Below are 12,553 nucleotides of genomic sequence, written 5' to 3' on the forward strand. Positions count from 1 at the left end.
CGCTAAACCATGGCACTGCCAAAGAAACTGAAATACCTGAACCTGTTTAACGACGGTCACAACTACGTCGGCGTGGTCAGCGCCCTGACGCTGCCAAAGCTCACCCGCAAGCTGGAGAACTATCGCGGCGGCGGCATGAACGGTGCCGCGCCGATTGACTTCGGTCTGGACGACGACGCGCTGACGCTGGAATGGACGATGGGCGGACTCGATACGCTGGTTCTCCAGCAGTGGGGGGCGGTTGACGCTACGCCGCTGCGCTTTGCCGGTTCCTTCCAGCAGGACGATACCGGCGAGATGCTTGCGGTGGAAGTTGTGATGCGCGGGCGTCACAAAGAGATTGATTTCGGCGAATACAAACAGGGCGAAGACACCGAAACCAAAGTGTCCACCCAGTGCACCTATTTCAAACTGAGCATCAACGGGCAGGACGTGATCGAGGTGGACACCGTGAACATGGTGGAAATCGTCAACGGCACTGACCGCCTGGCGGAGCACCGCAAAAACATCGGCCTGTAACCCCTGAGCGGCGCTGGTTCGCGGCGCTGCTATACCCCTTACGATTTAAGAGAATGTTATGAAACAGATTAATGAAGCCGCTATCGAAAACGAAAACGTCATTACCCTGGAAGAACCGATCACCCGTGGCGAGATGGTGATTAACCAGGTTGAAATCATCAAGCCAAACGCCGGTCATCTGCGCGGTATCGGCCTTGCCTCCTTGTCGAATGCGGACGTTGACGCGCTGGTGACTGTGCTGCCGCGCATCACGCTGCCGATCCTCACCAAACAGGAATGTAACGCGCTTTGCCTGCCCGACCTGATCGCCCTGGCGAGCAAGGTGGTCGGTTTTTTATCGCCGAAATCGGAACAGTAAAACTGCCCGCCTCTTTGATAGTTGACGACCTGATGGCTGACATTGCGGCGGTGTTTCACTGGCAGCCCTCGGAACTGTTTGCGATGTCGCTGACCGAGATTATCGGCTGGCGGCGTCGCGCGTTACTGCGTAGCGGAGCCGAAAGTGAGTAATTTACGATTGCAGGTGCTGCTGAACGCCGTAGATCGGGCGTCGCGCCCTTTCCGCTCGGTGGAAAAAGCCAGTAAGGCACTCAGCGGAAACATCCGCAACACGCAGGACACCCTGCGAAATCTAAACGCGCAGGCGTCGCAAATCGACGGCTTTCGCAAGGCGAGCGCGCAGCTGGCCGTCACCCGTGCCAGCCTGAAAAAAGCCAAAGAGGAGGCCAGCAGGCTGTCGCAGGCGTTTGCCAATACGGCGAACCCGACGGCTAAGCAGACGCGGCTGATGGAGGCCGCCAAGCGCGCCGCCAGCGAATTGCAGGCAAAAGAAAACAGCCTGCGCAACTCCGTGCAGCGACAGCGCAGCGCGCTGGAGTCGGCGGGAATTTCCACGCGTAACCTCGCCGCCGAGCAGCGCCGGTTACGAGCCAGCTCGCAGGAGGCTAACGCCACGCTTGCCCGTCAGCGGGAGGAGCTGGCACGGCTGAACCGGCAGCAGCAGCGGCGGGACAACAGCCGCAGGCGTTTTCAGGCAACCCAGCGCGCAGGCGACACCATCCGAAATAACGGCGCGGTAGCGATGGGCGTGGGCTCGGCGGCGCTGTATGCAGAGGGAAAATTTATAGCCCCAGGCATCACTTTTGATAAAGAGATGTCCGGTACACAGGCGATCCTCGGACTGGATAAAACCGACAAAAAGCTGGCGGCTATCCGGCAGCAGGCGCGCGATATCGGCGGAAGTACGGCATTTTCTCCGATGGCCGTTGCGCGCACGCAAGGCGTACTTGCCCGCTCCGGCTATAACGCCGACTCCATTCTCAGCTCAACCGAATCCACGGTGAACCTCTCGCTGGCTTCGGGGATTGATATCGCCGACGCCGCCGACATCGTCACTAACATGCAGTCTGCGTTCAACATCCCGATGGATCAGATTAAGCGCGTCTCTGACGTGATGACCAAAGGGTTTACCAGCTCTAACACCAACCTGATTGAGCTGGGCGAAGCGATGAAATACGTGGCACCTATCGCCCAGGCGGCGGGTGCCAGTATCGAAGACACCACCGCGATGCTCGGCGTGCTGGCGGATAACGGCATCAAAGGCAGCATGGCGGGCACCGGTGCCAGCGCGATGTTCAGCCGGTTGCAGGCACCGACGGGGCAGTCACCAGCGGCGCTGAAGGAGCTGGGGATCAGCACGCGGGATAAGAAAGGCAACATGCTGCCTGTTCAGAAAATCCTCACCGACATCAACGCCTCATTCAAAAGGAACAAGCTCGGGACGGCGCAGCAGGCCGAATACCTGAAAGTGATCTTCGGTGAAGAGGCGATGAAAGGCGCGGTGAAGCTGGTGGAGGCCGCAGGCAACGGCAGGCTGACCGAAAAGAAAACCGCGCTGGAAAACTCGCGGGGATCGGCGGCGTCGGTCGCGAAGGTGCAGACCGATAACCTCGACGGCGACCTGAAAAACATGCAGTCCGCGTTTGAGGATTTGCAGATCGAGACCTTTGATAAACAGGACTCCAGCCTGCGAAAGCTGACGCAATCCGCGACTGACTGGCTCGGCAACGTGGGCAAGTGGGTGAAGGCCAACCCGAAGCTGACCGGCACTATCGTTAAGTCAGCGCTGGCGGTGACGAGCCTGGTTGTTGGCCTCGGCGTGCTGGGCGTGGTTGTCGGTCCGGTCGTGAAAGGTCTGGGTTATATCGGCATGGCACTGAAAGGCGTGGGTACCGCGCTGCTGTGGATGGGACGCGCCGCGATGGCAAACCCGCTGCTGGCCGTGGTCGCACTGATCGCGATGGCGGCGATTTATATCTGGGCGAACTGGAGCACGCTGGAGCCGAAGTTTAAAAAGATGTGGGACGCGATTGCCGCCTGGACGACAGAAGCCTGGGCAACCATCACCGACTGGCTGACCGGCACCTGGAACAGCATCGTTGCCGGTGTGCAGGGATTATCGGATAAGTTTGCGGCGGTCTGGACGGGCATTAAAGACGGGGCAAAAACCGGATTTACCGCCTTTGTCGATTATCTCAAATCCTTTGGGCTGAAGATTATCGACGTGGTGAAAAGCCTGCCAGGTAAATTTAAAGAGGCGGGCAGCAATATGATCACCGCGCTGATGAACGGAATTGCAGCGAAGTGGCAGGCGCTGAAAGACAAGCTTTCCAGCATGACGGATTTTCTGCCGGACTGGATGAAGTCGGACGGCGATAAAACCATTTCGGTGAGCGTCAGCAATAGCCTGCCGAAACCGGCGGAGGGGCTTTCTTCCCCTGCGCAGTTTTACGGCACCGGCGGCGAAGCTTACGGCTATGCGGGCATGTTCGATAAAGGCGGCGACATTGCCGCTGGTGAAGTCGGCATTGTGGGCGAGAACGGCGCGGAGCTGGTACGCGGTCCGGTGAGCGTCACGGGGCGTCGGGATACGGCGGCGCTGATGCGTAATCAGGCTCCGGCTGCCGCTCCTACCTTGAACGTCTACGCTGCGCCCGGACAAAGTGCGAAGGACGTCGCCGCCGAGGCAATGCGTTTATTTGAAGATTACATGCGCCGCCAGCGTTCTGCGGCGCGAAGCTCAATGAATTACGGCTAAGGGGGTTTCTATGATGCTGGCTTTGGGGATGTTCGTGTTTATGCTGCAAACCCTGCCCTATCAGAGTTTGCAACGCTCGGCGGAATACCGCTGGCCGACCAATGACCGGATCGGCCTGCGCGCCGCGCCGCAGTTTCTCGGGCAAGGGGATGAAAAAATTACCCTGACCGCCACGCTGCTGCCGGAAATCACCGGCGGCAGACTGAGTCTGGACGCGCTGCGCCTGATGGCGGATCAAGGCCGCGCCTGGTCGCTGATTGGCGGCAACGGTGCGATTTACGGGATGTTCGTGGTGGAAAGCCTCAGTGACGAGCATTCAGAGTTTTTCGCTAACGGTGCCGCCCGCAAAATTGAGTTTACGCTGAGCCTCAAGCGGGTGGATGAAAGCCTGACCGCCATGTTCGGCGATATCAAAACTCAGGCCGACGGCCTTCTGGATCAGGCGGGCGGGATTGCCAGCAATACGCAGAAGTATGCCGGCGGGCTGCTGTCATGATGTCCACGATCGCAATGAATAACGGCGCACAGATTGCGCCGGACTACATGGTTAAACTCGCCGGTTCAGACATCACCACGGATATCAGCAGGCGACTTATCTCGCTGTCGCTGACCGACAACCGCGGCTTTGAGGCTGACCAGCTCGATATAGAGCTGGATGACGCGGACGGGCTGATGAAGATGCCCCCGCGCGGCGCGGTGCTGAGCGTCTTTCTAGGCTGGAAAGGTCAGGCGTTGTTCCATAAGGGGGAGTTTACGGTGGACGAAGTGGAGCATCGGGGCGCGCCGGATACGCTGACGCTGCGCGCCCGCAGCGCCGACTATCGCGGCAGCCTAAATTCCCGCCGCGATAACTCCTATCACGACACAACACTGGAGGCGATAGTCTCCGCCGTCGCGGCGCGAAACAGTCTTGAGCCCGCCGTCGCCGAGTCGCTCAAGGGTGTGAAGGTTTCGCACATCGACCAGACGCAGGAAACCGACGCGGCTTTTATCACCCGTCTGGCCGAGCTGAACGGCGGGGTTGTCGCCATCAAGGCCGGTAAACTGATTTTTATTAAGCCTGGCTCAGCATTAACCGCCAGTGGTAAGCCTATCCCGCAAATGACGCTGACCCGTAGCGATGGCGACGGGCATACGTTCAATATTGCTGACCGTGATGCTTACACCGGCGTATCAGCCACCTGGCTTCATACCAAAGAACCAAAACCTAAAAAGGTAAAGGTACAGAGAAAGAAGAAAGAAAAGCACCTGCGCGCCCTGCAACATCCGGCGGCCAAAAAGACCGCAGCGAAAGCACAAAAAACGCCGGAGGCGAAAGAAGGCGAATATCTGGCGGGCAATGATGAAAACGTGTTTGCGCTGACGACGGTCTACGCCACGCAGAAGGCCGCCATGCGGGCAGCACAGGCCAAATGGGACAAGCTACAGCGTGGCGTCGCACAGTTTTCTATCTCACTGGCTCGCGGACGTGCCGACCTGTTCCCCGAAACCCCGCTTGCGGTGTCAGGCTTTAAAGCAGTGATCGACGCGCAGCCATGGATAATCAGCAAGGTCACGCACAGCCTGAACAATGGCGGCTATACGACCGGGTTGGAACTGGAGGTATTGTTGTCGGATGTGAATTACGAGGCGAGCGGGGGCGAAAGATTGTGAATGATGAATGCAAAGTTTCTTTATGAGTATCTAAAAATTATTCAGAAACAATAAAATAACCTAATTACTACAGGGAAGAGTACGTATATAAGAAGGCAAACCCATACTGCCTTCATAAACCAACGGGCACGACGCCAGATATAGCGTTCCCTTTCGTTAGCGTCACGTATCGCGCTTAGTATATCGTCCTGATTTGTCATCTCGTCTGCCTTGAGCAATTAGTCACCTGTTATGTAAAACACTGTAATCCCGGATGTATGTTTTTAGCAATAACATACAATGATTACATATGATTTAAAATGACAAAATGGTGATTATTATGATGCATTGCCCCAAATGCCAGCACGCAGCTCACGCCCGTTCAAGCCGTTACCTCAGCAGTAATACCAAAGAGCGTTATCACCAGTGTCAGAATATCAATTGCAGCTGCACGTTCAAAACTCACGAGTCGATTGCTGACATTATCGTTGAGCCAGGAACTGTTCATGCCGTGCTGCTGCATCCGGATAAACATAGTCAGCAGTCGTTGCAAATGCACTGAGACGAAGCCCGCGAAAGCGGGTTTTTACTTTCATAGATTCAGTGAATTAATCCCCTTACATGTATACGCCTGACTAAATCAAACATTTACACTGTGTTTATATACAGTAAAATTCACATTCTCAAAAAGGAGGATGTGATGAGTGTAAGAAAGCTGTCTACCGGTAAATGGTTATGTGAATGCTACCCGAACGGGAGTGGAGGTAAGCGATGCCGCAGGCAGTTTGATACCAAAGGTGAAGCCGTTTCCTTTGAGACTTACACTATGGATCAGGCAAAGAACAAACCGTGGTTGGGTGAGAGGGAAGACCGGCGGAAGCTTAGCGAACTGGTCGATCTCTGGTACAGCCTGCACGGCTGCTCTCTGAATGATAAAAAGGGACGGTTGGGCAAACTGAAGATTATCAGCGCGGGCATGGGTGACCCGATAGCCAGTACCATAACGCCGAAAGACTGGGCGCATTATCGCGATCAGCGGCTGCGCGGTGAGATTGATAATGGCTACAGTACCAGTCTGGCGACCCGAAAAGTGTCAACCGGCACGGTGAACTGTGAGCATGCTTTTCTGCGGGCTGTGTTCAACGAGCTGAAACGCCTGGGGGAATGGTCGCTGCCAAACCCTCTCGAGAATATCCGCGAGTTTGATCAGCCGGAACGCGAAATGGCATGGCTGAACCAGGAACAAATTCTGCGGCTCATGGCTGCCTGTGAAGAGCATGGGAATGATGAATTAACGCTGATCGTTAAACTCTGTCTTTCGACCGGCGCACGCTGGAACGAGGCCGCCAAAATCAAAAGCTCGCAGATCTCCCCGTACAAACTCACTTTCATCAATACCAAAGGTAAAAAGAACCGTACCGTTCCCCTTGCCCGCCCACTGTATGACGAACTTATCGCCCGCAAGGGTGTGCCCTTCTCGCCCTGCTATAAGCAGTTCTATCGGGTGATCAGGCTGGCGGGCATCGAGCTGCCTGAAGGACAGATGACACACGTTCTGCGGCATACGTTCGCCAGTCATTTCATGATGGCCGGCGGCAACATCATCGTGTTACAGCGTATCCTCGGGCACTCCGATATCCGCGTCACGATGCGCTATGCCCACTTCGCCCCCGATCACTTAGAAGACGCTATTTACATGAATCCGCTGGCTCAAATCAGTGGCGATAAAATGGCGATGGGGAATCCAAATGGGTAGCATTGAGGGTAAGTAGAACTGAGGTAAGTGCTTGTTTTAAATGTAAGTTGTTGATTTTAAAAATCAACAAAAAAAAGACCGAATACGATTCCTTTATCCGCTTTCAGGTTTAAATTTCATTTAAAATCATATAGTTAATGTGTTTTTAAATGAAAAGTAACCCTTCAATAGTTACTTTTTCCTTCGTTTAATTTCAAACAGTTAGAAGGTAATTCGTTTCGATTCGGGGAAATTTAGTGTATTAAAATTACAAAATAACGTCATACTGCACTATTCTCAAATCAGCTGACACAAGATCAGCAAGCCTGCCAAGGCAAATCATTCATACCCTTACAAAAGCCCGCCCTAGAGGCGGGTTCTTTTTTGCCCGAAAATGGCGAATTTCTAAAGCTAGGCTAATATTTGAAACGGACGTTATGACTACCGTCCTGAAGTGCAAGTAATGTTGATACCTTTGATTTTTGCCCGCCGTTAACGCGGGCTTTTTTCGTCTAATTAGAACTATCTATGACCTATCATAATTAATTTTTTTCATGCCAACATGGCAATAGTTAAGTTAAAAAGATCTATAAAATCTGATTAATGATGGATTTGGTCGCTTTAAAATCATTTTTCGAACAAGTCATCATTTTATCTTGTGGATTTTTATACAGTACATATACTCACTGCCGTGATTATGTACCCTCATGTAATCACGGATGGAACCCCTTGCGACGACAAGCTTGCGTCCCCGCCCTATAGGGCGGTTTTTTACTCTAAGAGCTGGTTATTCCAATAAGTTGGGCTAAGTTGATTTTCAGCTAACGCATAAGCAGCAATCCTACTGAGGCCGCGAGTAGCTTTCTACTGATAGCTCGACGTTAACTCTGGCTCTTTTTTAAGTGCTAACTACCCTTTCTTACCAGCTCAGCCGCATCACGCAGTATCCCTTTGTGAATCGTGTTACCAACCCCCCTTCTCTTCGCCTCCAGGCTATCAACAATTGCATCTTTGCTAATGACGATGCCCACCACTACCAGCTCAACGACAGCGCCGCCTATCTCACCGGCCATAAATGCAGCCTTTTCCTCTTGCCATGAATCTTCCATACCAACCTCCGCTGAAATTTCATCCAACCTTACGCCCTGACGCATGCTTATGGGAAGTGTATGAGTCACGCCTAAAGGGGATTTGTTTTTAAAAATTTGGAAAGTCCGATCAGCAACGTTTTGTTATGCCGCTGATCGGCAAAGGAAGAAAATTATTTGGTGGGTTTGACGGGCCACGTCACATCCGGCGCTTTGCTCGTGTCCACTGCCTTCACAGCTTTAATGTATTGCATCCAGGTAATCAACGATGCCTTATCCTCGTCACTGATTATTCCCAGCGCCAACTCAGTACGCCAATCATCCGTTACGGTATTCGCTTCATTGAGAAGAGCCTGTTTTTGATTGTCAGCCCGAGCAATAAGCTCTGCCTGGGTCGGAGCAGGCGCATCAATCCAACACGGCATCCCATCCGAATCCGTTCCCCGTAGTTTCCCTGTTGGTGGCTCGCCAGCGTAAACAGAAAAAACATCCTCTTCGCAATCTGCTCCGTTTTCTGGCCACGAACCCGCAGCCTCATATTCCGCCTGCATTACAGTTGGATAAAAATTATTATTGCCGTAGAAATATTTCATACGCCGATTGCCTCCCAGTAAAATAGTACGTTTGCAACTTGTGCGCCGCCACCAACAGGTGCGTTATATCCCGTAACTGAAAACGCAGTAAGCGACGTTCCCGACGCCGGGTTTAGACTTGGAACTGCTGAGTTAATGCTACCTGCATTAACATTGCCCGTTGGGGTCGTAATAAGTGAACGTAACTGGCTAGCGAATGGAACAGGGTAATTAATTGTTATCGCTCCTGATGACATATTAAAAACATACCCATATTGCATTAGCATCCCTGAGGGCAATTTTTGCCAGAATGACGCACCTGACGCACCGGATGTAAATGACGACATGTCGGGTACCATGCCACTACCTGTACCTATATTTGTTACCGATGTGCTGCCAAGTCCAAGGTTTGAACGGGCAGACGATGCTGATTGAACATCGGCGAGATTGCTTGCTTTCTGAAGTGATCCGGTTATGCGTGAGTCATTACCAGTTGCCACCGTTCCTGCTGCAGTACCTGTGTTAAGTGTGGCTACGTTCCCTAACCCAAGATTAGTTCTTGCTGAAGCCTGGGCTGGAGCCCCAGCATTTTTAATTTCGACAAGATTGTTTAGTGTTTGAAGAAAATCATTTGCACCATTAGCTTTAAGTGCAGCAATTAAGCTGGATATTAAAGTCGCTGTATCGCCGTTATCTAAAACATCATTCCCACTCGCATTTGCAATAAATTGCGCCAGCACGCTCGCCATAACCGTGCCCTGACGAATGGCTTTATTGACCTGTGCCGAACTGGCTTTACCGGATTGAAATCCAGATAGCAGAGCCGCCAAAGCTTCATAGTCGGCCTGTGCTATTACATTTGCATCAGCGCCAATACCAAACGGTTTAAAGTTGTTCGTTGCCATTATAATGTTTTCTCCCACGCGCCAGTATCAAACCCGGCTATATATTCGTTATCCATATCAAACCCGAAAAATTTATTTCCTACAGATGGGGTTTCAATGGATGGTGTCTGAATGTCGCCCGCCCAAACACCGGCGGCTTTTACGGTCAGGTATCCTTGCCGAATTGCAGCGATAAGCTCGAGCGAAACATTAGAAATGTCGGTTTCCGGAAATACCCAAACTGAAATTGTCATGTCCTGGTTATCTACGATCTGCATCGTTAAGCCCGAACCGGCCAGCGCCGTATCGAGAATTGCCGGTAGTGTTTCGTTTGTTCCATTCCAGTGGTTAATCGCAATTTTTGCTTTCAAGACGATGCGGTAAGTTTCATCGCTCAAGTTCGTAAATCCAGCGTCAGGATCATACGGCCCCTGCCATACTCCCTGATCGAACCCCAAACCGTCCGTGTCAAAGGAAAAATAAACGCCAGAAATTGGCTGGCTCACTACTCGCGTTCTGCCAATCCACTTACCGAGGGTGTCCAACTGGACACCGATCGCTTCATCAATATCAAATTCCCTGATAAGCGATGTCATTACATTCGACGCGTCTGTTAGTGGCCGGGTTATCAGGTCAATGTGGTTAACAAATAGCGGCTTCTGGCTGTGATAATTAGTGATGAGGTCGGTGTATTTGCTCATGACGTCACCGTAATGCTGATGTTATTCACATCGCAGGTTGCTGACTCGCTGTAACCGATAGTGATATTCGCGGCTGCAACCGTCCCGGCGCTTTTGCCAATCATCAAACTGGTGATGTCGTAATATCGACTTTCTCCCCCACTAACCACACCGAGGTTTGCCGGTGAATAAACGCGGCTTAATAACACGTCATCACCAATGGTCAGCGCATTGATATACGCAGCAATGGCCGTTTTAATATCTTCGCCGATCTGCGTGGTGTAGCCCGTAAAGGCCTGAAGTGAAATAGCAATATAAACTGGTACTGGAACCGGGCGGTTGAACCCAATTACGTGAGGATTCCCGTATTTATCAGCCACGGTAATTTGCGTGGTGCCATTCGGAGTGACACCCTGCCCTTTTTTCAGCTGTATTGTGGTCGCTATTTCATTTGCATCACCGCCGTCAATAACCGCGGTGATCGAGTGAGCTGGCAGGCCGTTGGCATCCACCGCGCCAGTATCGTTCTCGTAGAGCTTGTGACGGGTCACGCCTGAGATATTAGCGATAGCACCATCCAGCGCATCGAAAGGCGTTATCGAGGCCAGCGCCACGCTCTGCGCCTGTCGAATGCGCAGCGCCGCATCCGTTTCAGCCGCAGCCCCAACAGTGGCCGCATTCGGGTTCGTGACTGATACCCACCCGCGCGTGGGGGTGTTGATGCCTGTAATCGTCCCGGCCAGCGCGGCAACAGCGCCAGCCGTCGCACACGTCGCGGTCACAATCACCGTTCCGCCGGTACCGATCACCACCGATGCCGGAAGCGACCAGGTGATGTTGTTGGCATCCTTCGCCGAACCGTTGACAATCTCCAGCCCGATGGTGCCGGTGATCAGCAGATCTACCGTTGAGTTGTTCGCCGGGTCACGGGCAATGCCATTAATTTTCACGTTGCTGGCGAGCCCATTCCCGAAACCGGTGGTCGGAGAGAATGAGTTATATACAGCGATAGCTGTGTTATTCGCGTCGTGGATCGCCAGCGCGTACAGGGCAATCATTTGGCCGTCTTTTCCGTCAGGCTCAAGATACGCGTCGGTACCGTAAATCTGTTGAAAATATCCGGTCACCGTGGAGAGGATGGTCTGATAATCGGGCGCACTGATCCCGGAGGCGGTCACCGTAGCGGAGAGCCCCAGCGTATCGAGATTGAGCATTATGCCTCGCTTGTGAAGGACGTCTTGCCGTAGATGGTGTCTATGGTCGCCGTAAAGGAAACGCGCCGCGTTCTGCTGTCAACGGACGTATCAAAGGAGATAATTGAGCTGACACCCTGCGTCTGCAGAATGTGCTGGCGGATGGCCAGGTTGTAAACGTCAGGATTTTGCTTGCCGAGCACGGACTGGATATAAGGCGTACCGGCCGTCGTATCGAGGAACCATTGCCCGCGCCAGAGCAGGAAGCGCGTTTTGACCGCCTGCCCCACCGTCTCCGGCAAATTTATCAGAAACGTGTTATCACCCCGCCCGAATGTGTAATCACCATCAGCGTCTTCTCGTCGATATCTCATACCGGTTTCCCCGTCTGCCCGCCGCCATTCTGCACTCCGCTGTGAACGTGATTTTGCAGGCTCTTGCCGCCAGCGGTAACGTCGTTCGTAACGGTGATCGGCCCCATCATTGTAGCGTTGCCGCCGCCCGGACCCATGCCCTGGCTCAGCGAGCCGTTAATCGTCACAGAACCATTCAACACGATTGTTGGAGATGTAATTTCGGTTCCGCCCTGCGCACTGGCGGTCAGCTTGCCGGGGGTATTCACGGTAATGTCATGACCTGCGGCCACTTCAATGAATGCCGCGCCATCATCAGTACGCAGCTGTGCGGCGCTGGTGCTGATCCCGCTGATTTTCTGCGCCTGTGACTGCGGGCCGACAATAACAAAAGCGTCAGAGGTATCGTGCTGGCGCTCATCTACCGCGTCGCCGGTGCCGCCGCTCTGGTACCAAAAATCTATGCAGCGGTCAGAGAAAATTACCAGGCACTCATCACCGGCCTTAACCGGGAACGTCAGCGTGACGCCCCCACCGCGCGGAAATATAACAGGCAGGTCAACCAATAACGTGATGCCCTCAACGGATTCAGCACCAGTTTCATCTGGTACCGATCCGTTTACCGCTGGCTGAACAGTGCAGGTCACCGTTTCCGGATCAAACGATTGGATTATGCCAGGAACTGCAACGCGCAAATTGCTGCTCAGCTGTTCGCCTATGGCTTTCAGCGTCTGTGACAGGTCACCGCTTAAATCATGAAATGGAATTGGCATTAAAAAACCCCATAAAAAAACCCGCCG

Annotated in this window: 15 protein-coding genes; 8 read left to right on the forward strand and 7 right to left on the reverse strand. The window is 53.1% G+C overall.

From position 1 onward, the window contains the following. Positions 1 to 9: 9 nt before the first annotated feature. From J1779_RS21470 to J1779_RS21505, 8 genes are all read left to right on the forward strand, one after another. A complete protein-coding gene (locus J1779_RS21470; RefSeq protein WP_217204732.1) occupies positions 10 to 519 on the forward strand; it encodes a phage major tail tube protein in 510 nt (169 codons plus the stop codon). Between the two features lie 58 nt (positions 520 to 577). After that, a complete protein-coding gene (locus J1779_RS21475; RefSeq protein ID WP_217204733.1) occupies positions 578 to 877 on the forward strand; it encodes a phage tail assembly protein in 300 nt (99 codons plus the stop codon). Positions 878 to 909: 32 nt separating this feature from the next. After that, entirely contained in the window at positions 910 to 1,029 is a 120-nt protein-coding gene (locus J1779_RS21480; RefSeq protein ID WP_120506653.1) for a GpE family phage tail protein, read from the forward strand. Then, entirely contained in the window at positions 1,022 to 3,616 is a 2,595-nt protein-coding gene (locus tag J1779_RS21485) for a phage tail tape measure protein (protein ID WP_217204734.1), read from the forward strand. Before J1779_RS21480 ends, J1779_RS21485 begins: the two co-directional genes overlap by 8 nt. 10 nt (positions 3,617 to 3,626) lie before the next feature. Further along, positions 3,627 to 4,112: a phage tail protein gene (locus J1779_RS21490; protein ID WP_217204735.1), complete on the forward strand. Its 486-nt coding sequence runs from the start codon at positions 3,627 to 3,629 to the stop codon at positions 4,110 to 4,112. Then, positions 4,109 to 5,269 carry a phage late control D family protein gene (locus J1779_RS21495; protein ID WP_217204736.1) on the forward strand — a complete coding sequence of 387 codons (1,161 nt, stop codon included), beginning with the start codon at positions 4,109 to 4,111 and terminating at the stop codon, positions 5,267 to 5,269. Before J1779_RS21490 ends, J1779_RS21495 begins: the two co-directional genes overlap by 4 nt. Before the next feature lie 319 nt (positions 5,270 to 5,588). Continuing rightward, the gene (locus tag J1779_RS21500) at positions 5,589 to 5,810 is read left to right on the forward strand and encodes a DNA-binding transcriptional regulator (RefSeq protein ID WP_217204737.1); all 222 of its coding nucleotides are present in this window, start codon (positions 5,589 to 5,591) and stop codon (positions 5,808 to 5,810) included. Between the two features lie 138 nt (positions 5,811 to 5,948). Beyond that, positions 5,949 to 7,004, forward strand: a complete 1,056-nt coding sequence (locus J1779_RS21505) for a phage integrase (RefSeq protein ID WP_217204738.1) — start codon at positions 5,949 to 5,951, stop codon at positions 7,002 to 7,004. A gap of 884 nt (positions 7,005 to 7,888) precedes the next feature. Here J1779_RS21505 and J1779_RS21510 read toward each other — a convergent pair. The 7 genes from J1779_RS21510 to J1779_RS21540 form a co-directional block, all read right to left on the reverse strand. Next, positions 7,889 to 8,092 carry a hypothetical protein gene (locus tag J1779_RS21510; protein WP_217204739.1) on the reverse strand — a complete coding sequence of 68 codons (204 nt, stop codon included), beginning with the start codon at positions 8,090 to 8,092 and terminating at the stop codon, positions 7,889 to 7,891. A gap of 152 nt (positions 8,093 to 8,244) precedes the next feature. Continuing rightward, positions 8,245 to 8,664: a tail fiber assembly protein gene (locus J1779_RS21515; protein WP_217204740.1), complete on the reverse strand. Its 420-nt coding sequence runs from the start codon at positions 8,662 to 8,664 to the stop codon at positions 8,245 to 8,247. After that, positions 8,661 to 9,548: a gp53-like domain-containing protein gene (locus tag J1779_RS21520; RefSeq protein WP_217204741.1), complete on the reverse strand. Its 888-nt coding sequence runs from the start codon at positions 9,546 to 9,548 to the stop codon at positions 8,661 to 8,663. Before J1779_RS21520 ends, J1779_RS21515 begins: the two co-directional genes overlap by 4 nt. Continuing rightward, positions 9,548 to 10,228 (reverse strand): DUF2612 domain-containing protein, encoded by a 681-nt coding sequence (locus tag J1779_RS21525; RefSeq protein ID WP_217204742.1) that lies wholly within the window; start codon positions 10,226 to 10,228, stop codon positions 9,548 to 9,550. Before J1779_RS21525 ends, J1779_RS21520 begins: the two co-directional genes overlap by 1 nt. Then, positions 10,225 to 11,424 carry a baseplate J/gp47 family protein gene (locus tag J1779_RS21530; RefSeq protein ID WP_217204888.1) on the reverse strand — a complete coding sequence of 400 codons (1,200 nt, stop codon included), beginning with the start codon at positions 11,422 to 11,424 and terminating at the stop codon, positions 10,225 to 10,227. Before J1779_RS21530 ends, J1779_RS21525 begins: the two co-directional genes overlap by 4 nt. Next, positions 11,421 to 11,774, reverse strand: a complete 354-nt coding sequence (locus tag J1779_RS21535) for a contractile injection system sheath initiator (RefSeq protein ID WP_217204743.1) — start codon at positions 11,772 to 11,774, stop codon at positions 11,421 to 11,423. Before J1779_RS21535 ends, J1779_RS21530 begins: the two co-directional genes overlap by 4 nt. Next, positions 11,771 to 12,526, reverse strand: a complete 756-nt coding sequence (locus J1779_RS21540; RefSeq protein WP_217204744.1) for a Gp138 family membrane-puncturing spike protein — start codon at positions 12,524 to 12,526, stop codon at positions 11,771 to 11,773. The genes J1779_RS21535 and J1779_RS21540 overlap by 4 nt, the downstream gene beginning before the upstream one ends. Positions 12,527 to 12,553: the final 27 nt, after the last annotated feature.

It is taken from the genome of Rahnella rivi (assembly GCF_019049655.1).
In the GTDB taxonomy this organism is placed as follows: Bacteria; Pseudomonadota; Gammaproteobacteria; order Enterobacterales; family Enterobacteriaceae; genus Rahnella; species Rahnella rivi.